At 61.8% G+C, this 24949-nt stretch carries 24 protein-coding genes; 7 read left to right on the top strand and 17 right to left on the bottom strand.

What is annotated here, in order from left to right:
* Positions 1-121 precede the first annotated feature (121 nt).
* Complete coding sequence (locus CLV45_RS07260) at positions 122-472, bottom strand: DUF5713 family protein (protein WP_100335693.1); 351 nt, start codon at positions 470-472, stop codon at positions 122-124.
* Positions 473-921: 449 nt separating this feature from the next.
* Between CLV45_RS07260 and CLV45_RS07265 the strand changes: the two genes are divergently transcribed.
* Positions 922-2106: a lactonase family protein gene (locus tag CLV45_RS07265; RefSeq protein WP_100335694.1), complete on the top strand. Its 1185-nt coding sequence runs from the start codon at positions 922-924 to the stop codon at positions 2104-2106.
* Positions 2107-2433: 327 nt separating this feature from the next.
* Positions 2434-3315 (top strand): 3-keto-disaccharide hydrolase, encoded by an 882-nt coding sequence (locus tag CLV45_RS07270; RefSeq protein ID WP_100335695.1) that lies wholly within the window; start codon positions 2434-2436, stop codon positions 3313-3315.
* Between the two features lie 49 nt (positions 3316-3364).
* Here the strand turns inward: CLV45_RS07270 and CLV45_RS07275 are convergent, their stop codons facing one another.
* The 11 genes from CLV45_RS07275 to CLV45_RS07325 all read right to left on the bottom strand — a co-directional run bounded on the left by CLV45_RS07275 (position 3365) and on the right by CLV45_RS07325 (position 14679).
* On the bottom strand, positions 3365-4144 hold the full coding sequence (locus CLV45_RS07275; RefSeq protein ID WP_100335696.1) for a 3-keto-disaccharide hydrolase: 780 nt from the start codon (positions 4142-4144) through the stop codon (positions 3365-3367).
* 51 nt (positions 4145-4195) lie between these two features.
* A complete protein-coding gene (locus tag CLV45_RS07280) occupies positions 4196-5083 on the bottom strand; it encodes a hydroxypyruvate isomerase family protein (protein WP_100335697.1) in 888 nt (295 codons plus the stop codon).
* A gap of 5 nt (positions 5084-5088) precedes the next feature.
* Entirely contained in the window at positions 5089-6348 is a 1260-nt protein-coding gene (locus tag CLV45_RS07285) for a nucleoside permease (RefSeq protein WP_100335698.1), read from the bottom strand.
* Between the two features lie 266 nt (positions 6349-6614).
* The gene (locus CLV45_RS07290) at positions 6615-7085 is read right to left on the bottom strand and encodes a c-type cytochrome (RefSeq protein WP_100335699.1); all 471 of its coding nucleotides are present in this window, start codon (positions 7083-7085) and stop codon (positions 6615-6617) included.
* 16 nt (positions 7086-7101) lie between these two features.
* Positions 7102-8154 carry a sugar phosphate isomerase/epimerase family protein gene (locus CLV45_RS07295; protein WP_100335700.1) on the bottom strand — a complete coding sequence of 351 codons (1053 nt, stop codon included), beginning with the start codon at positions 8152-8154 and terminating at the stop codon, positions 7102-7104.
* A 7-nt stretch (positions 8155-8161) separates the two neighbouring features.
* On the bottom strand, positions 8162-9313 hold the full coding sequence (locus CLV45_RS07300; RefSeq protein WP_100335701.1) for a Gfo/Idh/MocA family protein: 1152 nt from the start codon (positions 9311-9313) through the stop codon (positions 8162-8164).
* A 91-nt stretch (positions 9314-9404) separates the two neighbouring features.
* Positions 9405-10007, bottom strand: a complete 603-nt coding sequence (locus CLV45_RS07305) for a gluconate 2-dehydrogenase subunit 3 family protein (protein WP_100335702.1) — start codon at positions 10005-10007, stop codon at positions 9405-9407.
* 11 nt (positions 10008-10018) lie between these two features.
* Positions 10019-11695, bottom strand: a complete 1677-nt coding sequence (locus tag CLV45_RS07310) for a GMC oxidoreductase (RefSeq protein WP_100335703.1) — start codon at positions 11693-11695, stop codon at positions 10019-10021.
* Between the two features lie 112 nt (positions 11696-11807).
* A complete protein-coding gene (locus CLV45_RS07315; RefSeq protein ID WP_100335704.1) occupies positions 11808-12692 on the bottom strand; it encodes a sugar phosphate isomerase/epimerase family protein in 885 nt (294 codons plus the stop codon).
* A gap of 570 nt (positions 12693-13262) precedes the next feature.
* On the bottom strand, positions 13263-14093 hold the full coding sequence (locus CLV45_RS07320; protein ID WP_100335705.1) for a hypothetical protein: 831 nt from the start codon (positions 14091-14093) through the stop codon (positions 13263-13265).
* Positions 14094-14139: 46 nt separating this feature from the next.
* Positions 14140-14679, bottom strand: coding sequence for a nuclear transport factor 2 family protein (locus CLV45_RS07325; RefSeq protein WP_100335706.1), 540 nt, complete (start codon positions 14677-14679; stop codon positions 14140-14142).
* Between the two features lie 206 nt (positions 14680-14885).
* On the opposite strand from CLV45_RS07325, the gene CLV45_RS07330 reads away from it, so the two are divergent.
* Both CLV45_RS07330 and CLV45_RS07335 read left to right on the top strand, forming a co-directional pair.
* The gene (locus tag CLV45_RS07330; RefSeq protein ID WP_100335707.1) at positions 14886-15731 is read left to right on the top strand and encodes a phytanoyl-CoA dioxygenase family protein; all 846 of its coding nucleotides are present in this window, start codon (positions 14886-14888) and stop codon (positions 15729-15731) included.
* A 353-nt stretch (positions 15732-16084) separates the two neighbouring features.
* Positions 16085-17089, top strand: a complete 1005-nt coding sequence (locus tag CLV45_RS07335) for a glycoside hydrolase family 43 protein (protein ID WP_157807345.1) — start codon at positions 16085-16087, stop codon at positions 17087-17089.
* Between the two features lie 37 nt (positions 17090-17126).
* On the opposite strand, the gene CLV45_RS07340 is transcribed toward CLV45_RS07335, so the two are convergent.
* The 5 genes from CLV45_RS07340 to CLV45_RS07360 all read right to left on the bottom strand — a co-directional run bounded on the left by CLV45_RS07340 (position 17127) and on the right by CLV45_RS07360 (position 21155).
* Positions 17127-17429 carry a hypothetical protein gene (locus CLV45_RS07340; RefSeq protein ID WP_100335709.1) on the bottom strand — a complete coding sequence of 101 codons (303 nt, stop codon included), beginning with the start codon at positions 17427-17429 and terminating at the stop codon, positions 17127-17129.
* A 155-nt stretch (positions 17430-17584) separates the two neighbouring features.
* Entirely contained in the window at positions 17585-18145 is a 561-nt protein-coding gene (locus CLV45_RS07345) for a cupin domain-containing protein (RefSeq protein WP_100335710.1), read from the bottom strand.
* 78 nt (positions 18146-18223) lie between these two features.
* Entirely contained in the window at positions 18224-18910 is a 687-nt protein-coding gene (locus tag CLV45_RS07350; protein ID WP_100335711.1) for a DUF6896 domain-containing protein, read from the bottom strand.
* Between the two features lie 5 nt (positions 18911-18915).
* A complete protein-coding gene (locus CLV45_RS25315) occupies positions 18916-20385 on the bottom strand; it encodes a DNA/RNA non-specific endonuclease (RefSeq protein ID WP_100335712.1) in 1470 nt (489 codons plus the stop codon).
* Positions 20386-20564: 179 nt separating this feature from the next.
* Complete coding sequence (locus tag CLV45_RS07360; protein ID WP_100335713.1) at positions 20565-21155, bottom strand: helix-turn-helix domain-containing protein; 591 nt, start codon at positions 21153-21155, stop codon at positions 20565-20567.
* Positions 21156-21427: 272 nt separating this feature from the next.
* Between CLV45_RS07360 and CLV45_RS07365 the strand changes: the two genes are divergently transcribed.
* From CLV45_RS07365 to CLV45_RS07375, 3 genes are read left to right on the top strand one after another with little or no spacing between them, the layout of a single operon-like run.
* Positions 21428-22525 carry an AAA family ATPase gene (locus tag CLV45_RS07365; protein WP_100335714.1) on the top strand — a complete coding sequence of 366 codons (1098 nt, stop codon included), beginning with the start codon at positions 21428-21430 and terminating at the stop codon, positions 22523-22525.
* Positions 22512-23093, top strand: coding sequence for a hypothetical protein (locus CLV45_RS07370; RefSeq protein ID WP_157807346.1), 582 nt, complete (start codon positions 22512-22514; stop codon positions 23091-23093). Before CLV45_RS07365 ends, CLV45_RS07370 begins: the two co-directional genes overlap by 14 nt.
* Before the next feature lie 35 nt (positions 23094-23128).
* On the top strand, positions 23129-24913 hold the full coding sequence (locus tag CLV45_RS07375; protein WP_100335716.1) for a DUF885 domain-containing protein: 1785 nt from the start codon (positions 23129-23131) through the stop codon (positions 24911-24913).
* Positions 24914-24949: the final 36 nt, after the last annotated feature.

The raw sequence follows: 24949 nt of genomic DNA on the forward strand, positions 1-24949 counted from the left end.
TGCTGGTGCGGTGCAATTCGCAGCAGAGCTGCTCACGCGTAGTCATCACTCGGCACAGCCGAGCGACTGCCGGGGGAGGGACCTGGGCGCTGATTGAAGATGACTTGGCCCGATTAATCCCTCACCAGTCCCGCGTGGCAATCAGCTCTTCAATGTCGGCCTCAAACCCATACGCCGTGGCAACGAAGTCAAAGTCGGTGCCGATACAGTCGCGGGCGGCGGTTTCAATTTCGCTGTCGGCTTCGTAGAACTCCTCCTGCAGGTCGTTGAACTGGTCGGTGGCGGCGTGGGTCAGGGCGTAGAGCTCCTCCAGACTCTTGGGTTGCTGCTGCTCGATGTCGAAGCACAGCTGCACCAGAATGGCCTTGCCCTTATCGACGAGGTTATTGGGGAAGTAGGAGTCCTGGTACATTTCGGCCAGGAAGGAATACTGGCGGGCGGCTTCGTTCTGAAGCTGGGCTTGCTGGGCCATGCTGGGGTGGTTGAAAGGAAGGATGGGGCCCAAGTAACGACTTTTTCCTGCGTAGCACAGCTTGGGAAGGGCCGCGTTATGGCCGGCGGCAGTGTAGCGGGCGGTGCCTGCTGCATTTCGGCCGCCGGCCAAAGGGGCACAAGATAGTCCCCACGCGTCCCTGGACTGTCGCAGCCGTGGTAGTATCTGTCGCACGCCGATCCAAGCCTCTCGCACGCCGATCCAAGCCTCTGGCACGGCCGTCACGCTCGTCGCACGGCTGACACAGGTCGTCGCACGGGTGTCACGGGGTGTCGCACGCGCGTCACGGCCCTTCGCACGCGCGTCACGGGGCGTCGCACGGCCGACCATCCCTCTCGCACGCTCGCCGTAGCTCGTCGCGCGCCTGATGCAGGTTGTCGCACCCGGCGGCTTGCGTATATTGGCGGCTTCTGCTACTTCCTTTGCTTATGACGCTGAATCCGACTATTACCCGCCGCAGCTTTCTCCAACGTACCGTCCTGGTGGCGGCCGGCCCGCTGCTGGCGGCCTGCGTCACGAGCCAGGCCGCAGCGGCCAGCAAGGAACTGCTGCTCTACATCGGCACCTACGGCCCGGCTGAGCAGGACAATATTTTTCTCTACCGCCTGCACCCGCGCACCGGCGCCCTGACCCGGGTGGCGGGTTTTCGGGGTGGGGTGAAGCCGGGCTTCCTGACCCTTTCCACTGACCACCGCTACCTCTACGCCACCCTGGAGGTGCCGGGCAACGGCAGCGGCGCGGTCCGCGCCTTTGGCATCGACCAGCGCAGCGGCGCCCTGACCGTGCTCAACGAGCAGCCCTCGGCCGGGGCGGGGCCGTGCTACGTGAGCCTGACGCCGGGGGATAAAGCCGTGCTGGTGGCCAATTACGGCGGCGGCACCATCGGCGCGCTGCCGGTGCAGGCGGGCGGGCAGCTGGCCCCGGCCGCCGTCGTCGACCAGCACCAGGGCTCGGGGCCACACAAAAACCAGGACAAGCCCCACGCCCACTGCATCCTGCCTGACCCCGCCGGCCGCTTTGCGCTGGCCGTGGACCTGGGCAACGACCAAATTCTGAGCTACGCGCTGAACCCGGCCACCGGCCTGCCCCAGCTGCCGGGCCAAACGGCCTTTACAGGCCAACCCGGGGCCGGGCCCCGCCACCTGGCCTTTCACCCCGGCGGCCGCTGGGCCTACGTGATAAACGAGCTGAACTCCACCGTCACGGCCCTGAGCTACGACGCGGCCCAGGGTACGTTCACCGAGCTGCACACGGTGTCGGCTTTGCCCGCCGGCTACGCCGAAACCAGCTACTGCGCCGACATCCACGTCTCGCCCGATGGCCGCTTCGTATACGGCTCCAACCGCGGGCACGACAGTATCGTGGTGCTGGCCGTGGATAAAGGCAGCGGCCGGCTGAGTGTGGTGCAGCACGCCAGCACCCAGGGCAAAACCCCGCGCAACTTCACCCTCGCACCCGACGGCCGTCTGCTGCTGGTGGCCAACCAGAACTCCAACAGCATCTTCAGCTACCACGTCGACCCCAAAACCGGCCAGCTCACGCCCACCGGCTTCTCGGCGGAGCTGCCTGCCCCGGTCTGCCTGCGCCTGCTGGCCGATTTCACCGCTGGCTAAGGGCGTGGTTGAGGTCTTTGTTTCCTCTGTCATCCTGAGCATTCCGCGTATTAAGCGGCGACGAAGGACCTTCCTCACCTATGTGACAAGTGTTTTTTAATGTACCAAAGCCCTCTCACTATGCGGTAGTAAGGGCTTTGGTACATTGGTATAAACTTCGGTGAGGTAGGCGAGGAAGGTCCTTCACTCCGCTTTGCTGCGTTCAGGATGACAGGCGTAGTATCATCAGGCCGCAGGTTGATTTTCGACAAATCTTGCCGCCAGCTACTTGCCCTAACTCAAAACCAGTAGATTAGAACACCCAAAAAAACCTACCCACTTCCTCCGATGAGAAAATCCACGGCCCTCGTGCTGGGTGCTACGCTGCTGCTGACTTCCGTTTCGTTTACCCCGGCCAAGGGCTGGGAGCCCCTGCTCGACCAGAAGCTGAGCAAGTGGCGCACGTTTCAAAGCTACCGGCACCAGCTCGGCTACCGGGGGCAGGCACCCACCGATGCCCAGGGTCAGGTGATTCCGCCCATCGGCTACGACAAGAACGAGGCGAATGTCTTCTCCGTGGCAATGCAGGATGGGGAGCCGGTGCTGCGCATCAGCGGGGAAATCTACGGCTGCGTGTTTACCAAACAGGACTACAGTAACTACGACCTCAAGCTCAAGGTGAAGTGGGGCGGCAAGAAATGGGTGCCCCGCCTCGACGAGCCCCGCGACAGTGGCATCCTCTACAACAGCCAGGGGGAGTGCGGCGTCGACTACTGGCACAGCTGGATGCTAAGCCAGGAATTCCAGGTCTCGGAGCACCAGAAGGGCAACGCCATGGGCGACTTCTGGTGCATTGCCAACTCGGCCGCCGACATCCGCGCCTCCTTCGACGCTACGAAAGACACGCTCAAGTTTAATCCCGCCGCCGCCCCGGTTACGATGGGCAAGGGCGGCAAAGGCTTTTGCCAGGCCGCGGCCAACTACGAGCTGCCCAACGGCCAATGGAACGAGCTGGAGCTGATCAACGTGAACGGCAAGAGCATTCACCTCGTCAACGGCCACGTGGTGCTGGCCGTCGACAACTCCTCCTTCGTCGTAAACGGCCAGCGCCAGCCCCTGACCCACGGCAAGATTCAGCTGCAGAGCGAGGCGGCCGAAGTCTACTACAAAAGCATTATGATCAAGCCTCTGGACGCCATGCCCAAGCAGTACGCCCAGTATTTTAAATAGGCGCGGCCCGGGCTTGCCGTCTAAAACCTGTCACTAACGGCTGCCGACTTTACAGCTCCCGCACCCAGATGTTGCGGAAGCTGATGGGCTCACTCTTGTCGCCGTGGGCCTGCAGCTTGATGGGGGCCGGGCCGTGGGCCTGCTCGTAGCGCGGCGCCCCGATGTAGACCGTGGGGCCGGCCAGCGTCACGTTCTGCTGCACGACTACGCCGTTGAACAGCACCGTTACGCGGGCCGGGGTCAGCACTGCGCCGTCGGGTTTGAAAGTGGGGGCGGTCCAGAGCACGTCGTAGCTTTGCCACTCGCCGGGCTTGCGGGCGGGGTTGGCCAGCGGAATATGCTGCTTGTAGATGCTGCCGGCCATGCCGTTGGCGTAGGTCTTGTTCTGGTAGGAATCCAGGATTTGCAGCTCGTAGCCCAGGTCGCCCTTGCCGAGCGAAGCCAGAAAAATGCCGCTGTTGCCGCGGGCCTGCCCCGTGCCGCTGATGCCCGCCGGCACCCGCCATTCCACATGAAGCTGGTAGTTGGTAAAAGCCTGCCGGGTTTCGATGTTGCCCGTGGCCTTGTCGACGGTGAGCAGGCCGCCGGCTACTTTCCACCGGGCCGGGGCCGTGTGGTCATCAGTCGAAACCCACTGGCGGAGGTCCTTGCCGGTGAAGAGCACGACGGCGTCGGAGGGCGGCGGGGTAAAGTTGGGGCTGGCCGTAACGGTTTTGGGCACCGGCTCCCACACTTCGGTGGCTTCGGGCTGGCCGGTTTGCTGGGCCTGGGTCATGGTGGAAAAGCCGAGGAGAAAGGCGGACAACAGCAGCGGGAGGGGCAGCTTCATACGGGGCGGGGTCAGGGCAGAGTCGGAGGGAGCAAGATAAAAACCGTGGGTTTATACGTCGCAGAGCTGCACGGCCTGGCGCAGGGACGCCAGCTTATCGGCCTGGCGGGGCATGAATTCCTGGGCCACGTAGCCTTTGAATCCGGTGACCTGGATGGCCCGCATGATGGCCGGGTAGTTCAGTTCCTGCTGGTCGTCGAGTTCGTGGCGGCCGGGCACGCCGGCGGTATGGTAGTGGGCAATGTACTCGTGGTGCTGGGTCAGGGTGCGGATAACGTCGCCCTCGTTGATTTGCATGTGGTAGATGTCGTAGAGCAGCCTGAAGTGCTCCGAATCCAGCTTACGGGCCAGCTCCACGCCCCAGCTTGTCCGGTCACACTGGTAGTCCTTGTGGTCGACTTTGCTGTTAAGCAGCTCCATGACCAGCACTACTTTGTGCTGCTGGGCGAGCTTGAGCAAGGGCGCCAGACCCCGCACGCAGTTGTCCCAGCCCGCCGCATCCGACAAGCCCCGGCGGCTGCCGCTAAAGCAAATCAGGTTGGTGTAGCCGGCCGCGGCCACCCGCGGAATCATCTCGGCGTACTGCTTTTGCAGGCGGGCGTGAAACTGCGGGTCGTTGAAGCCGTCGGTCAGGTTGATTTCGGCCCCGTTGCACATGGGCGAGTCGAGGCCATACTTCTGCAGCGTCGGCCAATCCTGAGGTCCCACCAAATCGATGCCCCGGATGCCCATTGCCTTAGCCGCCGCGCAGAGCTGGTCCAGGGGCAGATCCTGAAAGCACCAGCGGCACACCGACTGCTTGATATTGCCCTTCAGCGGCGGAGCTTGGTCGGCCTTTTTACCCTCGGCGACGCAGGCCCCGGCCACACCCAGCGCACTTACGGCCGCGGTGCCCGCCAGCAGCCCTTTCACCGCCGCCCGCCGATTCCAGGTAGCCACGGCCGCTAGTTGGCTTGGGCCAGGGTGGGAGCGGCATCCAGGGCCGGGGCCTCGGCAGTTGCCGTCTGGGGCTGGGCGCGGTCCTGGAACAGCAGCAGGAACAGCAGCAGCACCACGACGGCAATGCCGGCGGGAATCAGCCAGATCATGCGCCAGTCGTGGGTCGTGGGCGTGGTTTGGTAGGCGTCGAAGATGCGGCCCGAGAGCAGGGTGCCGATGAGCATACCCACGCCGTAGGTAGCCAGGGTAATGAAGCCCTGGGCCGAGCTTTTGAACCGCTCCCCGGCCAGGTTATCGGTGTAAATCTGGCCCGTGACGAAGAAGAAGTCGTAGCAGATGCCGTGCAGCACGATGCCGGCAATCAGCATCCAGTAGCTGCTTTCCGCGTTTCCGTAGGCGAAGCACACGTAGCGCATGACCCAGGCGCCCATGCCGATGGCCAGCATCTTCTTGACGCCCAGCCGGCTGAAAAATACCGGAATCAGGAGCATAAACAGCAGCTCCGACACCTGGCCCAAACTCTGCACGCCGGCCGCGGCCTTCATGCCCACCTCGTTGAGGAAGGGGTTGGTAAAGCCGTAGTAAAAGGCCAGCGGAATGCAGATGGCAATGGAGGCCAGAAAGAAAATCAGGTAGGAGCGGTTCTTCAGCAGCCCAATGGCGTCGAGGCCCAGCATGTCGCCTAACGAGCTGGCCTGCCCGGTTTTGACGGGCGGCGTAGCGGGCAGGGTAAAGCTAAACACACCCAGCAACGCCGAGGCCCCAGCCGCCATCAGAAAGGTACTTTGCAGGCTGCCGCTTTGCTCCCAGTTGAGCCAGCCAATAGTGAGGCCGGCCACAATCCAGCCCAGGGTGCCGAGCACCCGGATGGTGGCAAACTCCTTCTGCGGGTTCTGCATCTGCCGGAAGGCAATGGAGTTCACCAAAGCCAGCGTGGGCATGTACAGAATCATGTAGGTCAGGATGTTGGGGTAGAAGGAGCTGAAGTCGGGGGCGGTGGAGGCGTGCCAGAGCAGGGCCGCCCCGGCCAGGTGCAGCACCCCCAGAATCTTCTGGGCCGAGAAGAATCGGTCGGCAATGAGCCCGATGATAAAGGGCGCCACAATGGCCCCGATGGACTGGGTCAGAAACGCCACGCCCACCTGAGTGCCGGTGGCCGAGAGGTTGCGCAGCAGGTAGGTGCCCAGCGTTACAAACCACGCGCCCCAGATAAAAAACTCCAGAAACATCATGATGGACAGCTTGATGCGGATGGTGGTATTCATGGGCGGTGGGGTTGAAGCGTAGTTGTTAGTCGTTAGTTGTCCGTTGTTAGCTCTGTCATCCTGAGGCCGAGCCGAAGGACCTTCCTCGCCTCAGTGACAAGCTTCATTCAAAGTACCAAAGCCCTCTATCCTTGTTAGAGCAAAGGGCATTTCACGTTGGCATTTAGCTGCAGTGGGGTAGGCGAGGAAGGTCCTTCACTCCGCTACGCTGCATGACCGGCAGATCAAGGATGACAGGCGAGAAGAACCGAGTTAGTGGAAAACGGCTACCGCAAACTCAGGATGTAGCGGGCCATTTCCTGGGCGTCGGCTTCCGAGAGGCCGGGGTGGGGCGTCATGGCCACGTCGCCCCAGTTGCCCTTGCCGCCCTTGATGATTTTGCCGGCCAGCATGCTGACGTTGGCGTCGTTGCTGGGGTATTTTTCGGCCACGGCTTTATAGGCGGGGCCCAGGAGCTTCTCGTTTTCGCGGTGGCAGCCCAGACAGTCGCTGCCCTCGATGAGCTTGGCGCCTTTGGCAACGGCTCCGCCCGTGGGTCCGGTCCCGATTTTGGTGGCGCTGGTATCAATCTGGGGCTGGTGGGCCACGGCCGTCAGGTTAGCGCCAGTAGTCGAGTCGGTAGCCAGAGTTTCCTCGGAGCCGGCCAGGGTGTATTCGTCCTTGGCTTTCTTCTCCGACCCGGAAGAGCAGGCCGCCAATAATGCGCCGAAGCTCAGGAATAGGAAGACTTTTTTCATGGGTATACAGCGGTAATTAAAGGCCCAGCAGGGTTTTGTTTTTGGCTTCGTCGATGCCGGAAGCCGCAAAATCATCGAAGGCCTTGTCGGTGACGCGGATGATGTGGTCTTTGATAAACGTGGCCCCTTCGCAGGCGCCGTCCTCGGGGTGTTTCAGGGCGCATTCCCACTCCAGCACGGCCCAGCCGGGGTAGTCGTACTGGGCCAACTTACTGAAAATAGCTTTGAAGTTGACCTGCCCGTCGCCGGGGGAGCGGAAGCGGCCGGCGCGGTCGGCCCAGCTCTGGTAGCCCCCGTACACGCCCTGCCGGCCGGTGGGGTTAAACTCGGCGTCCTTGACGTGAAACGCCCGGATTCGCTCGTGGTAGAGGTCGATGTACTCCAGGTAATCCAGGCACTGGAGCACGAAGTGGGAGGGGTCGTAGAGCAGGCAGGCCCGGGGGTGGTGCTGCACCTTGTCGAGGAACATTTCGTAGCTGATGCCGTCGTGCAGATCCTCGCCGGCGTGCACCTCGTAGCACACGTCCACCCCGCACTCGTCGAAGGTTTGCAGGATGGGCAGCCAGCGCCGGGCCAGCTCGGTAAAGCCCGTATCGACGAGGCCGGCCGGACGCTGGGGCCAGGGGTACACCATGGGCCAGAGCAGCGCCCCGCTAAAGGTGGCGTGGGCGGTCAGCCCCAGATTTTGCGAAGCTTTAGCCGCGTACTTGAGCTGCTGCACGGCCCACGCTTGCCTCGCCGTGGGGTTGCCGCGCAACGCCTCGGGCGCGAAGCCGTCGAACAGCGAATCGTAGACGGGGTTTACGGCCACCAGCTGCCCCTGTAGGTGAGTCGACAACTCGGTGATTTCCAGCCCAGCGGCCTGCACTTTGCCCTTCAGTTCGTCGGCGTAGGTCTGGCTTTCGGCCGCTAATTGCAGGTCGATAAAGCGTTTGTCCAGGGTGGGCAATTGCACACCTTTGAAGCCCATACCGCTGGCCCAGGCGCAGATGCTTTCCAAGCTGTTGAAGGGCGGCTGGTCGGAAATGAACTGGGCCAGGAAAATAGCGGGTCCCTTAATGGTTTTCATGCGCGGCTTAGATGGTAAAGTCCGTCCATTTCTGCTCGGAGCGGCCCGAGGCAATGACGTTTTCAATAAAGGCCATGCCCCGTACGCCTTCCTCGATGCCGGGGTAGTCCAGAGCTTCGGGCGGGGCGGGGGCGCCGGTCAGGTCGGCCTGCAGCGTCAGGGCGAAGTTGCGGTAGAGGTTGGCAAAGGCTTCGAGGTAGCCTTCGGGGTGGCCGGCCGGGGTGCGGGTGTTGTGACGGGCGTAGGAGCTGACGTAGCCCGTGCCCGCCCGGCGGATTTCGGTGGGCCGGTCCAGCCACTTTACCAGCAGGGTGTTAGCGTCGGTCTGCTGCCATTCCAGGCCGCCTTTTTCGCCGTATACCCGCAGGCGCAGGTTATTTTCCTCCCCGGCCGCCACCTGCGTAGCCACCAGCAAGCCGCTGGCCCCGCTCGTGAGGCGCAGCAGCACGGCCCCGTCGTCGTCGAGCTGCCGGCCGGGTACTACCGTGTGGATGTCGGCGCAGAGCTGGCTGACGCTGAGTCCCGTGACGTACTCGAGCAGGTTGAAGGCGTGGGTGCCAATGTCGCCCATGGCCCCGGCCACGCCGCTGCGGCTGGGGTCGGTGCGCCAGGCGGCCTGCTTGTTGGCCGAGCCTTCCTCAAACGTGCTCAGCCAGCCCTGCGGATACTCCACGTACACCTTGCGGATGTTGCCCAGCGCCCCGGAAGCTACCAGCTGCCGGGCTTCTTTCACCATGGGGTAGCCGGTGTAGGTATGGGTCAGGCAGAAGCGGGCGGAGCTGGCTTCGACTACGGCCTGCAGTTCCTTGGCTTCGGCCAAAGAAAAGGTCATGGGCTTGTCGAGGATGACGTGAAAGCCGTTTTCCAGGGCCAGCTTGGCCGGGGCGAAGTGCAGGTGGTTGGGCGTCACGATGGAAACGACCTGCACCCGCTGCGCCGCCGGCAGCTCTTTCTCGCGCTGGATCAGCTCCTCGTAGGAACCATACACCCGCTCGGGCTGAAGGCCCAACAGCTGTCCGCTCGCCCGGGAAGTTTCCGGGTCGCTGCTAAAGGCCCCGGCTACCAACTCGTAGAGCCCGTCCAGGGCGGCGGCGTGGCGGTGTACGGCCCCGATAAAGGCGCCCTGCCCGCCACCTATCATGGCTAGTCGTAGTTTCATTCAGGATTAGATGTTGATTGTCAATTGTTGATTGTTAGTAGCTGATACAGTTCTTCTGACAACTAACAACGAGCAACTACCAACTACCAACTTAAGTGGTGGCCCAGGCCCGGTCGCCTTTTTTGTAGGGCACGCAGCCGTCGTATTTGCCGGGCACGGGCAGGTAGCGCAGGGCCTTGGTGGCTCCCACTTCGGAAGTGAAATAGCCCAGCAAGGTCAGCTCCTTGAGCATACGGAAGTAGTGGTTGGGCGCTTCCAGGGTCTTGGTTTTGCTGTACTGCTTTTGCTCGGCATCCAGGGCCGTGAGCAGGGCCGTGCGCTGCTCCGGGGTGCTTTCCAGGAAGCCTTTGCCGTTTTTCTGCTTGCTGGCCTGCTCGAGTTTCGTCAGGCCCTGCAGGAAAATCTGCTGGTCGGCGGGCTTGTAGCAGTCTTTTACCATAACGGCCATGAACGAGCCCACGTCGGCGGCTTTGGCCCCGGGCGTTGTGGTGGTGGGCAGGATGGTTTCCCCGACTTCGTTCAGGTAAGCCACCTGGTCCGGACTCAGCAAGGGCTTTTCCTTTTTGACGGCCGCCGTGGCCTTCTGGTCCTTTTCTTCGGCGGGCGAGGAGCAGCTGCTCAAAAAATACTCGCCGCCGATAAGCGTGCCGCCCATGATAATAGCTACCCGGGCCAGGGCGTCTCTTCTGTTCATCGTGGTACGGATTAGACGTTTTGCTTTTTCAGCTCACTTACCGCGTGGTCGACGGCGCGGGCGGTGAGGGCCATGTAAGTCAACGACGGGTTCTGGCAGGCCGAGGAGGTCATGCAGGCCCCGTCGGTGACGTACACGTTGGGGGCGTCCCAAACCTGGTTGTGGGCATTGAGCACCGAGGTTTTTGGGTCGCGGCCCATGCGGGCGGTGCCCATTTCGTGGATGCCGCCGCCCATGGCGTAGCCGTTGTTGTAGGTCTTCACGTTTTGGAGGCCGGCCTTTTCCAGCATTTCCTGGGCGTCCTGCATCATGTCGATGCGCATTTTCTGCTCGTTGTCCCGAATGCTGGCGTCGAGGGCCAGCACGGGCAGGCCCCACTTGTCCTTCTTGTCCTTGGCCAGGAAGGCGCGGTTGTCGTGGTAGGGCAGGGTTTCGCCGAACGCGCCCAGGCCCATCGTCCAGTTGCCGGGTTCCGACAGCGCGTCCTTCAAGTCGCCGCCGATGCTCATTTCGGCAATTTCCCGGCTCCAGCCTTCCCGGCCGGCCCCGCCTTGGTAGCCAAAGCCACGGATGTAGTCGCGCTTATCGCCAAACAGGTTGCGGAAGCGGGGCACGTAAATACCGTTGGCCCGGCGGCCGTACACGTACTTGTCTTCGTAGCCGGGCATCTCGCCGTGGGCCCCGGCCCGGAAGTGGTGGTCCATCAGGTTGTGGCCCAGCTCCCCGCTGCTGCTGCCCAGGCCCTCGGGCCACACGTCGGTGGCCGAGTTCATCAGCACCCAAGCCGAATTCAGGGTGGAGGCGTTCAGGAACACGATTTTGGCGAAGTACTCGTAGGTCTGGTTGGTTTCCGCGTCCAGTACTTCCACGCCCTTGGCCCGCTTCGTATCCTTGTCGTAGAGGATTTTGGTAACAATCGAAAACGGCCGCAGCGTCAGATTTCCGGTGGCCACGGCAGCGGGCAAGGAAGCTGCCTGGGTGCTGTAGTAAGCTCCGAATGGGCAGCCCAGCCAGCACTTGTTGCGGTACTGGCAGTTGGTGCGGTTATTATGCGCCACGGTAATGTTGGCCGTGCGCCCAATCACCATGTGGCGGTTTTTGTAGTTCTTTTTGATGCGGGCCGCCACGTCCTTTTCCACGCAGTTCATTTCCATGGGCGGCATAAAGTCGCCGTCGGGCAGCTGGGGCAGGCCGTCCCGGTTGCCGCTAATACCCGCAAATTTTTCCACGTAGCTGTACCACGGGGCCAGGTCCTTGTAGCGGATGGGCCAATCCACGGCCACTCCGTCCTTGGCGTTGGCCTCGAAGTCGTAGTCGCTCCAGCGGTACGACTGCCGGCCCCACATCAGGCTGCGGCCGCCCACCTGGTAGCCCCGAAACCAGTCGAAGGGCTTGACCTCCACGTAGGGGCTTTCCCGCTCATCGACCCAGAACTCCAGGTTGCTTTCGTTGAGCGTGTAGTCGCGCTTGAGCACGGGGTGGTCGGCCATCATCTGCTGGGTTTTGCCCCCGCGGTGGGGCAGCTCCCAGGGTGCCTTGTTGGCATTCACGTAGTCCTTGATGTGCTCCACGTTGCGGCCCCGCTCCAGCAGAATGGTTTTCAAACCTTTCTCAGTCAATTCCTTGGCAGCCAGGCCGCCCGAAATACCGGAACCAATGACTATAGCGTCGTAGGTATTCTTTTCCATAAAAAGGGTGGGAAATGGTAGGGCGGATTTTTAGTTGTCAGTTGCTGGTTGTCAGTTGTTAGGTCGTTCTAACTTTCTTATTTACTGACAACTGACAACTGACAACTGACAACTACACCAAGCTGCGCTTGATGTGGGTGATGCTCTTCTGGATGCTGTCGAAGGGGGAGCCGGGGGTTTGGTCCTGCTCCACGAAGAAGTACTTCAAGCCGGCTTTGCTAGCCTGGGCGAAGATGCGTTTGAAGTCGATGGTGCCGCTGCCTACTTCGGTGAAGTCATGCTTGGGCGTATTGTCCATGTCCTTCACGTGCCAGAGCGGGAAGCGGCCGGGGTGCTTCGTAAACAGGGCCACCGGGTCGTGGCCGGCCTTGGTGGCCCAGTACAGGTCCAGCTCCATCTGCACTAAGCTCTTGTCGGTGCTGCTGAGTAGCAAATCGTAGGGCAGTTGGCCGTTCTGGGCCGCGAATTCGAAGTCGTGGTTGTGGTAGCAGAGCTGGATGCCGGCCTTTTTGCTTCGCTCCCCGGCTTTGTTGAGCTGCTCCGCTACATACTTATAGTGGTCCAAATTGCCGCGCTCGGCCTCCGAGAGGTAGGCGCACACCATATATTTCACGCCGGCCTGGGCGGCATCGTCCACGGCTTTGTCCCAGCCATGGAGCATGGTGCCCAGCACGGGTTGGCCCTTTTCCGGTTCCTCGCCCAGGCGGTAGTGGCTGCTGGGCATAATTAGCCCGTTTTGCTTGAGCAGCTTGGCAAAGGCGGCGGGTTCCATGCCGTAAAACTTCTGGCTGCCCGTGTAAGTCGCGCCTTCTACCGAGGTGTAGCCCAGCTTGGCAATGTGGGCCAGCGTCCCGGCCGGGTCTTTTTGCATGGCCTCGCGCACAGTGTAGAGCTGCAGGCCGATGTACTGTTTGGGCGCCGCCAGTAGGGTGGGCGAAATCAGGGCGCCGGCCGACAACAAGGCCGCGGACTTTACGAAGGCACGACGGGACGTCATAGCTAAACGGGAAAGGGTGGGAAGGAGCAGCCGCCCGATAAGCCCGGGGCAACTGGTAGTGACTTAGGAAGCATTCGGGGCCCGGTAGCCGGGGCGGCCAAAAATCAGCCGACAGTATACCAGAGGCCCGCGAAGGAGGAGTATTGTGCCCTAATTTATTCCGTCTGAATTGGAGAAAGCAAGCTTTTAAATGGGATAAAAGCCGGCCGGTTAGCCTTTTGCGCAGGGTCAATACGCTTACGGCACACGTAGTAAGGCGTACTGCCGTTCACCTGGGCGTAATTCGTTGGTGCTTGGTGCTTTATTTCAAACAGATAAAAAACATGCCCGCCGACGACGCTAATTTCCGCCCGAAGACTGGCTCTACCCGGGCTACAAGCCACCTGTCGCCGCATGAGCCGGCCCGGTACCCGGTGCTGGTTTCGTCTCTATAGGTGCCGGCGGCTAGGCTCAAGCGGCATTGTACCCACAAGCTGGCTGCGGCGGAATAGTGCAGCCCGGAGCTCCTTTCCAAGTTCCAAAGAGGCGGGCCTTAAAAAGGTAGCGTGTTTACGCGGACGGCTTGGCACTTTACTCGCCGGGTAAGCGGGGCTCGGGCTTTACCAGAGCCTTATGGTTGGGCACGGGCGCGGTGAACGGCAGGGCCGGCTGGGTCCAGGCCGTGGTGTTGCCGGCCGCATCCATGAGGGCACACGTGACGGAGTACGACTTCCCGTTTTGCAGCCGAAACGCGCCGCCGCACATACCGTGGCCGATGTAAATCGTGCCCTGCTCGTCGGGGTGGAGGTAGTAGCTGGTTGCTTGCCCGGTAGTCAGATTCTGCACCGTGGCCTTAACCAGATACTCCGAGTCATCCTGCACCCGGCCCATGAAGTCGACCGATACTTCCGGGCCGCAGCCAAATTCCTGGTATTGCTGACCTTTCTCGGTAGGTAAGGTCAGCCATTGGGGCGCGGTGTCGTCCTGGCCCGCCACGACGGTATACACGGCCTTGCCCCGGTGGTGCTGGAATACCAGATTGGTTTTCCCCGTGGCCTTTTTCCCCGCGGCGACGATGACTACCTCATACTGCTTCCCGACTTCCAGCTGCCGCCGCGGCCGGAGCACCGCCTGGGTTACCGCAAACTCACCGGGCAACAGCTGCACGACCTCCAGCGGAATCCGCTGGTCGCCGGCGCGCAAAAACGCCTCGTGCGTAGTGCCTAGTCCTGTGAGAAGAACCTGGCTTTGGTAGTAGGCATCCACGACCAGCAGGGAATTTTGCCGAATGGTCTGGCTCCGGGGCCAGAAGCTCAGGCCCGTACTCATGCACTTGGCCCGGGCCCCGGGGGGCGCCAGCAAAGCCAGCAGGAGCAGGGCAAGTACGCGGCAATTGAAGGAAGCGGGCAGGGCTAGAAGCATAGCGGAGTGGACTAAGATACGGAGCCGGAGCCTGGCTGGAACAGTGCTAGTGGCCGTAGCTGACGACCCGGGTAATTTTCCACTGCCCGTCCCGCAGCCGCCACACCATCATGTTCTTAAACGTGCCACAGTCGTCCTTACCATTTTCAACGTGGCAGAAGCGGTGCTGATAGGTTTCCACGGCCCCGTAGCCACTGATGGGGTACACTTCCAGCGTGCCGGGCACCAGCTGCCGGTTCAGGCCGTTGGTGCGGGCCTGCTCAAACATAGTGCGGAAGCCCTGCATGGTTTGCGCGTAGTTGGCCAGGCCGCCCCGGTCGTGAAAAAACTCCAGGTCGTCGGCGAAGTAGGTCTGCAGCTGGGTCAGGTCGTGGCGGTTGAAGGCCACGAACAGCAGGCTGTCTTGCCGGGCAATGGTGGCGTACAGGGCCGCATCGACTGGCTTATAGGCGGCCGGAACTTGCGCCGCCGTGGCGGGCAGGTGAGCCGTGGAGCAGGCCCCCGCGCCCAGCAGCAAGCCAAATAGGACCAGGGACGTGGGAAAGTGGCGGGCGGCCGTCCTGAGCAGGCGGGGGCGGAGTAGCATCGACAAAGGGGGGAGAAGAGGCGGATAGCAGTCCGAATATACGGAAGAGCCTATTGTTTCCGGCGCTGTTGAGCTAGGCCAAAAACGGGCTATAATGGCACCCACCACCGGCAAAACTCGTTAGAAAGCAGATGTCCGCCGGGTATGAGCCCACCAGGAGCGAGGCCGCCGGGCCCTAACGAGTGTAGTATTAACCGCAGCGCAGCATGGAAACAGTGGAAAAAGCCAACCCAGTGCAGACCACCTACGACATTGCCCAGATTATGGGCGGCCTCTACGGCGACGGTATTATTGGCCTCAAAGGCGCCTTCAGTCGGGAGTGGGCCCAGCAATTGGGCGAGGACATCACCCGGCTGTACGCTGAGGCCCTGCAGCGGCCCGGCGGCGCCCTGGGTCGGGGCCCCAAGCGCCACTACGTCGAAATTCACCCCGAAAACATCCGCGGCTTCGTGGAGCTGGCCACGCATCCGTGGGTAACCACTGTGTGCGAAGCTGTGCTGGGGCCCGACTACAAAATCGTGGAAATCGGCTTCGACGTGCCCGGGCCCGGGGCCATGAACCAGCCCTGGCACCGCGACTTTCCCGCCAACGAAGACACCATCCGGGGTCGGCGGCTCAACTCGCTGGCCTTCAACCTGACCACTGTCGACGTCACCGAGGACATGGGCCCCTTCGAAATTGCGCCCGGCACCCAGTGGGATTTGCCCGTCGGCTTCGCGCACGAGATGTTTCCGCCCAAAACGAACAGTCCGCGCTACGAGGCCCGGGCCCAGCGCAAGATGCCCCAGATGGGCGACATTTCCGCCCGCTCGGCCCTGACCATTCACCGCGGCACGGCCAACCACTCGGATAAGTCGCGGCCCGCCCTGGTGCTGGGCGTGGATGCGCCCACGGCCAACAATGCCGAGCGCCACGACCTGCAGCTCACCCACCGCTTCTACGCCACGCTGCCCGAGAGTCTGCGCCAGCACCTGACCTGCCGCCTCGTCGATGAGCTCGAGCCCATCGTGCAGGGCCACACCATCGAAGGCCTGATGATGGGCGAAGCATAAAAGGTAAAATAGCAGTTTTTATTCTCCTCCTCTGATGAGGAGGGGTGCCCGAAGGGCGGGGTGGTTGACCCAGTCAGAACGATGTAGCTGAACGTCATTCGGAGCATTCTGCAATTCAAGCAGAGACGAGGAATCTCATGTGCCGATGTTATTTATTCTGTCATCCTGAGCTTGCGAAGGACCTTCCTCACCTGCGTGGCAAACGTCATTCAATGTGACGAAGCTCTTCCATCGTGCGGTAGTAAGGGCTTTGTCGCGTTGGCAGGAGCCGTGGTGGGGTAGGCGAGGAAGGTCCTTCGCAAGCTCAGGATGACAGACGAGTAAAAATGCCCGACAAGAAAGCTGCTCAACCCATGTCCACGCCCGACGACGACCATATCTACCAGGAAGCTCAGCTGGCGCCCATGACGGTGGCCGAAATCAACGAGCTGACCCGGGCTGCCCGGGCCCAGCCGCCCAGCGCCGACCAAACCCACGTGCTGGTGCCCGACGGCGAAGACCCCTGGGTGATTAGCCACGAAGGCCAGCTCTACTACTGCACCGTGGACCGGCTCAAGCGCAAAATTCTGGTGGCGAAATTCTCCCGCCTGCAGGACATGGCCGCCGCCGAGCTGGTGGAAGTGTGGCCCGGCTTGCAGGGTGCCACGCCGGAGTTCGTGGAAATCTGGGCGCCCGAGCTGCAGCTCATCGACGGGCAGTGGTACGTGTACTTCGCGCTCTACAACGCCCGGCTTGGCGAGGAGCGGCTCTACGCCCTGCAGGGCATTTCCGCTGACCCCCAGGGCGAGTACGAGTTCAAGGGCAAGCTCGCAGTGCCTACCGACCGGTGGGCCATCGACGGCACCGTGCTTCGCTTGGATGATGAGCAGCTCTACTTTCTCTGGTCGGGCTGGGAGGGGGCTACCAACGTGAGCCAGAACCTCTACATTGCCCGGATGAGCAACCCCTGGACCATCAGCTCGGATAGGGTCTGCATATCCAGGCCCGAGCACGACTGGGAAAAACAGGGCTACCCCTACGTCAACGAAGGCCCGCAGGTATTGCAGCGCCAGGGGCGCACCTTCGTCATCTACTCGGCCTCCGGTAGCTGGACCGACGACTACTGCCTGGGCCAGCTCACCTACCTCGGCGGCGACCCGCTGAGCCCCGCCGCCTGGCGCAAGGAGCCCCGGCCGGTATTTGCCAAAACCAGCACCATTTTCGGCCCCGGCCATGCGTCGTTCGTGGAGCTCGGGGGCCAGGACTACATCATCTACCACGCCGCCCGCCGCAGCCGGGCCGGCTGGGCCCGGCAGATTCGTTATAAGCCCTTCACCTGGCACGAAGACGGCTCGCCAGACTTTGGCGAGCCGCTCTAACGATGTTCCGGAAAAACTGCTTCGGCAACTTTCGCACTTAGCTACCGGAGCGGACCTGGTTGGCTTTCTGCTCCCGCTCGGCGGCTTTGAGTTGGTGGCGCTTGGCTTCGAGGCGCTCCTGCTCACTCTTGGCCCGCAGCTTGGCTTCCTCGGTTACGCGCTCCTGCTCCCGGATTTCGCTGCGCAGGCCCTCGATTTCCATCGAGCTGCCCGAAGTCGAGGAGCCCGAGGTGGAGGAAGCGCCGCTGCCGCCCGAACCCGAGTTCAGGAGGGAGCAGCCGATGGTGGCGGGCAGGCTCAGCAGCAGGCCGGCAGCCAGAAGTTGTTTGAATACGCGCATGGTCGTAAGGATATAGGTTTATCCTTGCTCTACCCTGCTTTTTGCTGCTTTGTTATTGATGAGCAAGGCTTTAGCGGGGCTTGCGGCGGGGCTATAGCGGAGGTTATTCCACTGCTTTAACTGCCCGGCGGCGCTGTCCTGGCCTGGTAGGCAGCTCAGTCAATCTTCAGCGGCGGGCCTACTACTTGCATGTCGCAGGCGGCAAATACGTCGGCGACCTGCTGGGGCGTGGGCTCGGTTTTGAAGGCGGCCATGGCCACGAAAAAATCTTCCAGCTTGCCGGCCGGTTGCAGGGTCACCTGCATCTTACCCCGGGCGCTGACCTGGGTCCAGGCGTGGGGTACCTGCCGGGGCAGGAAGATTGAGTCGCCGGTTTTGAGCCGGTATTTGTCGTCGCCGACCAGAAAGGCGTATTCCCCGTCGAGCACGGTAAAGATTTCGTCCTGATGGGGGTGAATGTGCAGCGGCGTGCCCCGGCCCTGGGAGAGGCTGGTTTGCTCGAAAATGGCCAGGTCGCCGTTGGTGTCCTTGCCCGATACTTTCACGTCCAGCACGTTCTGGTTCACGCCCTTGAGCTGCATGTGCCCGTGGTAGCGCCCTTCCCCGGCCGGAATCTTAAAGCCTTTCGGGCTCCGCTCGGCCCAGCGTGGGGTGGGGAAGGCGGCGGCCAGGGGCAGGGCGGCCAAGGTGGTGCGGACGAAAGTGCGGCGCTGCATACCCAACTGGTGTAGAGGTGAAGCCAAGAACGGCGGCCTTCTCTAAATATAGGAATTTTAGCGTATTTGGCCGCAGCCTTAGGGAGCAAACAGGGGCCTGTCGTCCCGAGCTGAGCTGAGCTGACTCAGCATCCCGGCTTTGGCTAGCACGGTCAAGACCTTTTTAGCGTTTTCATGCTCGTTACCCAGCCACTCCCGGAGCTCGATGAACTCCTTGGTCGTGTTGATGTACTGCAGAAAGAACCAGGGGTCCAGGCAGCCAAATTCTGGGCAGTTGATCAGAATGACGTCAATTTCCTGACCGGTGCGGTTATTTCGAAACAGGCATTCGTAGCCGTGCAGATAATATGACCAGCCGGCTTTAAGGACTCCGCTGGATTGCCCGCGTCGGATATGTAGCATCTTGGTCCGCATTAGCCCTTTCCAATCATCCCGTTTCTCCGGCGGGATGGATAGGGCCTCATACAGCCCGTCCATCAACTCGAATGCCTGCCGCCGAAACTCCTTGGCGCAGGCGTAGAGTGCCGCCTTGCGGGCTAGAATACTGGGGGTTGACACTGCCGGAATGATGGTAATAAACCCGCCGGATTCTGCGTCCCAGTTTCGGAATGCGTGGTTTTCCAGCGTTTCGAAAAGCCTATCTAAATACCCATCGGGCAGAAAAGTGTATCGAAAGCCTACTTCCCGGTACTCTTGCAGCAGTTCGAGCAGCTCCGCCGCCGAGGGCAGCGGCTTCGGATCCGGAATAACGTAGCGCTCCTGCATCCAGCTTACCGCGTCGGGCCCTGGTCTACCTGGGCTTCCAGGCGGGCCTGCACCTCCACGGGCAGCTTGCTGAGCAAATCCAGGCCGGTGGCATTTTCGATGGCGTCGACCGAGACGCGGTACTGGCTCCAGTCGGCGCTGACCGAGTTGTCGTTGGGCGTGTCCAGGGCCACGATGCGGGCCTGGGTGGCCACGCGGTTCAGATCATCCGAGCCCTCGGGCAGAATCACCAGCACCTTCCAGACCCGGGCCGGCACGGTCACGCGGCCCCCGTCGAGGGTCGTGGTGAAGCCCTTGGCCCCGGTGCCGCCCTTGCCGTAGCTGCCCATAATGACGTAAATTTCCTGGCCCCGGCTCACCTGGGTGCGGCCCCATTCTTCGAGGCTGCTCCAGGTGCGCTGGTTGTTGTTGGGGGCCTGCGGAATCATGTTGGTCATCAGGAAAGTGGCCGAGTTGTCGTCCAGCTCGGTGGTGCGGTCGGCCGAGGGGCAGTTGTGGCCCTTGTCGAAGCCCGAGCCCGAGTAGCTGCGCGGCGTCACGGCGTAGAACCCGCGGGGCAGGGCCGGGTCGGGGCGGAAGTCGTCCTGGCGGGGGGCCGAGCCCATCCAGGCCCGGTTCAGGTGCCAGCTCACCCAGGTAGGAATTCCGCGGTTGGCGTTGTAGCCGATGCTGAACTGGGGCTTGACGAGCAGGTAGTTGGTCAGGTTGTCGGGGCTGCTGGTAGCCCCGCTGGGGTTGCCCAGGGCCATATTATCGTCGCGGCTGGTTACCACGGCCGTGGCCTTGCGCGTGGTGGCCGGTGGCAGGGAAGTGCCTTGCCCGGCGCTGCTGCTCGGGGTAGGTGCGGGGCCGGCGTTACTATTGCCCGCGGCCACGCTGCCGCCCGTCGTTTCGAGCTGCACGTCGTCTATATTGAGTCGGCCGCTGCCGCCGGTTTTGCGGATTTCCAGGCGCAGGCGGTTGGTAGTGCCCCCGCTGAAGGTATTCACCGCCAGGCGCGGGCCCTGGGTGCGCACCGGCTGCCCGATGCGGCGGAAGCTGCGCCCCCCGTCCACGCTGCCCCACAGCTCCCAGGTGCTGGCCGGGTCGTTGCCGTAGGCCGCCGCGCTGATGCGGATGCTGCGCACCCCGGCCGGGGCGTCGAAGTTCATCCGCAGCTTGCCCTGATTGCGCAGGCGGGCCGCGTGCTGCCCGTTCTTGTGGTCCTCGTCGGCTGAGCCAATCAAGGCGTCTTCAAAGTGCCAGGCCCCGGTGGTCAGCGTCTCATCGGCGGTGGAGTAGGCCCCCTTGCTACCGGCCTCGAAGGTTTCGAGCAGGCCGCTGCCCGTGGGCGTCTGGGCCGCCGGGCCGGCATTCCCCGCCGATTCCACCGGAATGGCCGGCGGACCGTCGGGCAGGGGCGGGCGGGAGGTTTCGGGTGAGGACTGGGAACAAGCCAGCAGGGCGGCGGGCAGCAGAAACAGGAGGCGGGACATAGGGCGAAGGTAATAAATGCGCGGCAGGCCGCGGTAGAGACGCCTACTTGCGTCTCAATCAACAGCAGTAGTAGCGCGAACTTTGTAGTTCGCGTGCTCCACGCCGTTAGAATCGTTGCAACGATGGTCGTTCAGCCACGCGAACTACAAAGTTCGCGCTACTGCCATTCCTGATAAGACTATTCCGCCGGGGCCGGGGGCAGGAGACTTTCCAGGGTGGCAATTTCCAGGTCCAGGGCCCGGATCCGGTTTTCGAGCAGGCTCTGGGGCAGCCGGCCGCACTTGGTCAGCTTGTGCTCCGCCACGTCGATGTGGTGCTCGTACCAGAGCCGGTCCAACCCGTCGGGGTCGTCCTGCCCAGCCGGGGGCACGGCGGGCAGCGTGGCTTGCAGCGCCCTGAGCACCGCCACCCGCCGCCGCAGCGCCGGGGCCTGGTCCCGGAGCAGGCTGAGCTCATAGCGCGCATTGCCGGCCTCGTGCCGGACGATCCGCAGGCGCCGCCGCATCTCGTCGACCACCTCGATGTTAGCGGTGTGCGCCGGGTCGGTTTCCGCCGGGGTCAGCGGGGGCTCGGCAGGAACCGAATCATGGGGTACCGCCAGTAGTTGGCGCAGGCGGGCCATGCGTTCGGCAGCCACCGGGGGCAGGCCGCGGCGGCCAATTTCGACCTGCCCCAGCTGCTCACGGGACACGCGCAGGTAGATGGCCAAATCGTGCTGGGACAGGGCTAGCTGCTGACGGAGCAGCCCGCGGCCGGAGGAGAGGGGCATAACAATAAGTAAATAGGGAAGACAAATGCCGCCGGTAGCGCCGGTGTCACAAGTTTTCTCAAGCTAGCAAAGTTTGTGACACCAACTTGTCACAGATTACCGGCGTCACAAAAAAATTGTGACAGGCGTACTTTGTGACAGGTTGTTGTCACAAGATTAGGCAGCCCTTCCACTTTTGTGACAGATGACTGCCGTAGCGGTTATGCCGGCGGGTTAGCTCCATACCCAGTCGCGAGTTCTGCGTAACGACGGGAAAGCCTTAGCTTCGCACCATGTTAAAACGCCTGCACGTTAAGAATTTCACCGTTTTCGCCGAGGCCGAGTTTGAGTTCAGTCGCGGGCTGAATGTTATTGTGGGGACGAATGGAACAGGCAAGAGCCACGTGCTGAAGCTGGGGTATGCGGTGTTAAATAGTTTTGGAAGCAAGCATCTATTGGAAGATTATCAAGCATCCAATAATTCCAACGATGTTTCACTACCTCGAAAGGAGGAAACAATAACTATACACGAGAAGCTGCTCACAGTATTCCGGCCATCTCCCGCTCGTTTAAGACAGCTCATTCGTCGGGAGGCAGTACCTCAAGAGGCTCGAATAGAATATGATTTTCATAATCAGTCATATTCACCAGGAGTTCTTTCTTTTCAATCCAACCGTTCTCATGAGTCCAATATTGGGTTAAACTCTTGGGAAAATGTTGTGCAATGGTTTGCTCCACCAGTATTTATCCCGGCTAAAGAAGTATTGACGCTCGGGTGGATGCTGTCTGCTTCCCGCCAGTTTAAGCTGCCGATGGATGAGACATATTTGGATGTACTCGGCCAACTCAGTGGTTTGGCCCTTCAGAACCCTGAGCAAGCAGCAGCAGCAGCAATTTCAGCGCTAACCAAACTGTTAGGTGGAGAAGTAGAGGAACAGAATGGCTCTTTCTTTTTGGTTTATCCGAAGGAAGAACGCATGGAAATGAACCTCGTAGCTGAAGGCTTACGCAAGTTTGGTACGCTGCAAAAGCTGCTGAGCAACGGTAGCCTCACGCCCCGTGCTACGTTATTTTGGGACGAGCCCGAGGCAAACCTCAACCCGGCGCTGCTCAAGAAGCTGGCGGCGCTGCTGGTGCAGCTGGCCGGGCAGGGCTTCCAGATTATTCTGGCTACGCACAGCCTGTTTCTGCTCAAGGAATTCCACATTCTCTCGCGGGAGCTGAAAACGCCGGTGCGCTATTTCGGGCTGAGTGCCGAGCCGGGCCAGGCTACTACCGTCACCGCTGCCGACAACCTGGAGCACTTACCCGATATCGTGGCCCTGGATGCGGAGTTGGAGCAGTCGGACAAGTTCCTGAACGTCTTGAATCAGGAAGATGCAGACATTTGAGGAGGGCGCGCTACGGCTTTTCTTTCCGCTGGAGTGGTCGGTGCTGAAATACGATGATTGCCAGTACTACCGCGGCCCGGTAGTGCGCACCGGCACCGATATGGCCGCCGTCGATTTTGTCGTGGCCGCTCCCCAGCAGCCCCCCGTGCTGCTGTTGATAGAGGTAAAGGACTTTCGCGGCCACGCCGTGGCCAACCGGCCACGCCTGCTTTCGGGAGAGCTGGCCGTGGAAGTACTGCGCAAAGCCCTTGATACTGTGGCCGCCTTGGCGCTATGGCCGCGGAGCCGCCACCCGGAGCTTGGCCCATTTTCGCCCGCGCTACTGGCAAACGACACCGACCTTCGGGTAGTATTGTTGCTGGAAGAAGACCCTACTCCCAATGCGGACGACCGACGCGAAACGCGGCAAAAGCTGAAGCAGGATGCCCAGCTCAAGTTGCGTGGCGACATTGCTCAACTGCTGATTAATAAGCTTACTCCCTTTCGCATAACCTCGTTTGTCCATAGCTGCGCCACCGTACCGGCTAGATTTGGCTGGTACGCCCTGGCGGCCCCTCCGAACGGCTAAGGCGCCCTACATTTTCTTGATTTTAAATCCCTTATATGACCCCAACTTCTACTCCCAAACTGCTCTTGCTGGCCGCCTGCGCGGCTTCCCTGGGCCTGGCCTCCTGCGGGCAGGAACAGCACGCCGGCTCGGCCGAAGCGCCCACCGCCGACGCCAACTTCGAGCGGTTTAAAACCCAGTTTATCGACTCGCTCTGGTACTACAACCCCGAGTGGGCCAGCAGCCAGGGCTACCACCGCTACGACTCCCTGCTGGTGGTGCCCAACGCGGCCCGCCGCCAAGTAGAAGCCAAGGACCAAGCCCGGGTGCGCCGGCAGCTGGGCACGTTCCCGGTCGGGGAGCTGTCGGTAAATAACCAGACCGATTTCCGGCTGATTGAAAACTACCTCAATAGCGCCCGGTGGTACGCCGACACGCTGCGGGAGTGGCAGTGGAACCCGGCCAGCTACAACCTGGGCTCGTCGGTGGCCGAAATCCTGAACGGCCGCTACCAGCCCCTGGACCGCCGCCTGCGCAGCATCTCGCTGAAGATTTCCCGGGCCTCCGACTACTACGCCGCCGCCGAGGACAACATCCAAAACCCGACCCAGGAGCACACCAAGCTGGCTATTCAGCAAAGCAAGGGGGCACTGGCGGTGTTCGGGCCCGCCCTGCTCGATTCACTGGGCCGCTCGGGCCTGAGTGAGCGGGAGAAGAAAGACTTCCGTGACCGGGTGGCGACGACCAAGCTGGTACTCGAAAACTACATCAAGTTTCTCCAGGAAGAAGTGCTGCCGGCCGGCAAGTTCCGCAGCTTCCGCCTAGGCAAGGCTCTCTACGACCGGAAGTTTGCCTACGACATTCAGAGCACTTACTCGGCCGACCAGGTCTACCAGAAGGCCCAGCAGCACAAGCAGGAGCTGCTGCGCGACATGAAGAAGCGGGCCGCCCGGCTCTGGCCCAAGTACTTTGCCGGCCAGCCCCGGCCCGCCGATTCGCTGGCTGCCGTGCAGCAGGTTATCAGCCGGCTCTCCCAGAACCACGCCACCCCGGCCGGCTTCGTGGCCGCCGTGAAGGCCCAGATTCCAACCCTGGTTACGTTCGTCAACGACCAGAAACTGCTCACCCAGGACCCGACCAAGCCCCTGGTGGTGCGCGAAACCCCGCTCTACATGCGCGGCAGCGGGGCCGGCGCCTCCGTGTCGGCCCCCGGGCCTTATGATACGTCGGCCGACACCTATTATAACGTGGAGCCCCTGGACGGGCAGCCCGCCGAGCAGGCCAACAGCTACCTGCGCGAGTACAACGAGTACACCCTGCAGATTCTCAACATCCACGAGGCCATTCCGGGGCATTACACCCAGCTCGTGTACGCCAACCGCAGTCCTTCGCTTATCAAATCTATCTTCGGCAACGGGGCCATGATTGAGGGCTGGGCCGTGTACGCCGAGCGCATGATGCTGGAAAGCGGCTACGGCGGCAACACCGACGAAATGTGGCTCATGTGGGACAAGTGGAATATGCGCGTGACCCTGAACGCCATTCTCGACCACGAAATCCAGGTCAACAACGCCTCCGAGGCCAGCATCGTGGCCCTGCTCACCCGCGACGGGTTCCAGGAGCAGTCGGAGGCTACCAACAAGTGGAAGCGGGCCACCCTGAGCCAGGTGCAGCTGGCCAGCTACTTCACCGGCTACACCGAAATCTACGATTTGCGCCAGGAGCTCAAAAAGGAGCAGGGCAGCCAGTTTGACCTCAAAGCCTTCAACGAGCAGTTTCTCAGCTACGGCAGCGCCCCGGTGCGCTACATCCGCACGATGATGCTCAAAAAGCCGGCGTAAGGAAAGCGGTAAATAGCTAGCCGGTATTGCAACAGA

The organism is Hymenobacter chitinivorans DSM 11115, from assembly GCF_002797555.1.
Classification (GTDB): Bacteria; Bacteroidota; Bacteroidia; order Cytophagales; family Hymenobacteraceae; genus Hymenobacter; species Hymenobacter chitinivorans.

What these genes read in the sequence shown, in the direction of transcription:
- CLV45_RS07260 (WP_100335693.1), bottom strand. Translation starts at nt 472, where the DNA reads ATGGCCCAGCAAGCCCAGCTTCAGAACGAAGCCGCCCGCCAGTATTCC.
- CLV45_RS07265 (WP_100335694.1), top strand. Translation starts at nt 922, where the DNA reads ATGACGCTGAATCCGACTATTACCCGCCGCAGCTTTCTCCAACGTACC.
- CLV45_RS07270 (WP_100335695.1), top strand. Translation starts at nt 2,434, where the DNA reads ATGAGAAAATCCACGGCCCTCGTGCTGGGTGCTACGCTGCTGCTGACT.
- CLV45_RS07275 (WP_100335696.1), bottom strand. Translation starts at nt 4,144, where the DNA reads ATGAAGCTGCCCCTCCCGCTGCTGTTGTCCGCCTTTCTCCTCGGCTTT.
- CLV45_RS07285 (WP_100335698.1), bottom strand. Translation starts at nt 6,348, where the DNA reads ATGAATACCACCATCCGCATCAAGCTGTCCATCATGATGTTTCTGGAG.
- CLV45_RS07290 (WP_100335699.1), bottom strand. Translation starts at nt 7,085, where the DNA reads ATGAAAAAAGTCTTCCTATTCCTGAGCTTCGGCGCATTATTGGCGGCC.
- CLV45_RS07295 (WP_100335700.1), bottom strand. Translation starts at nt 8,154, where the DNA reads ATGAAAACCATTAAGGGACCCGCTATTTTCCTGGCCCAGTTCATTTCC.
- CLV45_RS07300 (WP_100335701.1), bottom strand. Translation starts at nt 9,313, where the DNA reads ATGAAACTACGACTAGCCATGATAGGTGGCGGGCAGGGCGCCTTTATC.
- CLV45_RS07305 (WP_100335702.1), bottom strand. Translation starts at nt 10,007, where the DNA reads ATGAACAGAAGAGACGCCCTGGCCCGGGTAGCTATTATCATGGGCGGC.
- CLV45_RS07310 (WP_100335703.1), bottom strand. Translation starts at nt 11,695, where the DNA reads ATGGAAAAGAATACCTACGACGCTATAGTCATTGGTTCCGGTATTTCG.
- CLV45_RS07315 (WP_100335704.1), bottom strand. Translation starts at nt 12,692, where the DNA reads ATGACGTCCCGTCGTGCCTTCGTAAAGTCCGCGGCCTTGTTGTCGGCC.
- CLV45_RS07320 (WP_100335705.1), bottom strand. Translation starts at nt 14,093, where the DNA reads ATGCTTCTAGCCCTGCCCGCTTCCTTCAATTGCCGCGTACTTGCCCTG.
- CLV45_RS07325 (WP_100335706.1), bottom strand. Translation starts at nt 14,679, where the DNA reads ATGCTACTCCGCCCCCGCCTGCTCAGGACGGCCGCCCGCCACTTTCCC.
- CLV45_RS07330 (WP_100335707.1), top strand. Translation starts at nt 14,886, where the DNA reads ATGGAAACAGTGGAAAAAGCCAACCCAGTGCAGACCACCTACGACATT.
- CLV45_RS07335 (WP_157807345.1), top strand. Translation starts at nt 16,085, where the DNA reads ATGTCCACGCCCGACGACGACCATATCTACCAGGAAGCTCAGCTGGCG.
- CLV45_RS07340 (WP_100335709.1), bottom strand. Translation starts at nt 17,429, where the DNA reads ATGCGCGTATTCAAACAACTTCTGGCTGCCGGCCTGCTGCTGAGCCTG.
- CLV45_RS07345 (WP_100335710.1), bottom strand. Translation starts at nt 18,145, where the DNA reads ATGCAGCGCCGCACTTTCGTCCGCACCACCTTGGCCGCCCTGCCCCTG.
- CLV45_RS07350 (WP_100335711.1), bottom strand. Translation starts at nt 18,910, where the DNA reads ATGCAGGAGCGCTACGTTATTCCGGATCCGAAGCCGCTGCCCTCGGCG.
- CLV45_RS25315 (WP_100335712.1), bottom strand. Translation starts at nt 20,385, where the DNA reads ATGTCCCGCCTCCTGTTTCTGCTGCCCGCCGCCCTGCTGGCTTGTTCC.
- CLV45_RS07360 (WP_100335713.1), bottom strand. Translation starts at nt 21,155, where the DNA reads ATGCCCCTCTCCTCCGGCCGCGGGCTGCTCCGTCAGCAGCTAGCCCTG.
- CLV45_RS07365 (WP_100335714.1), top strand. Translation starts at nt 21,428, where the DNA reads ATGTTAAAACGCCTGCACGTTAAGAATTTCACCGTTTTCGCCGAGGCC.
- CLV45_RS07370 (WP_157807346.1), top strand. Translation starts at nt 22,512, where the DNA reads ATGCAGACATTTGAGGAGGGCGCGCTACGGCTTTTCTTTCCGCTGGAG.
- CLV45_RS07375 (WP_100335716.1), top strand. Translation starts at nt 23,129, where the DNA reads ATGACCCCAACTTCTACTCCCAAACTGCTCTTGCTGGCCGCCTGCGCG.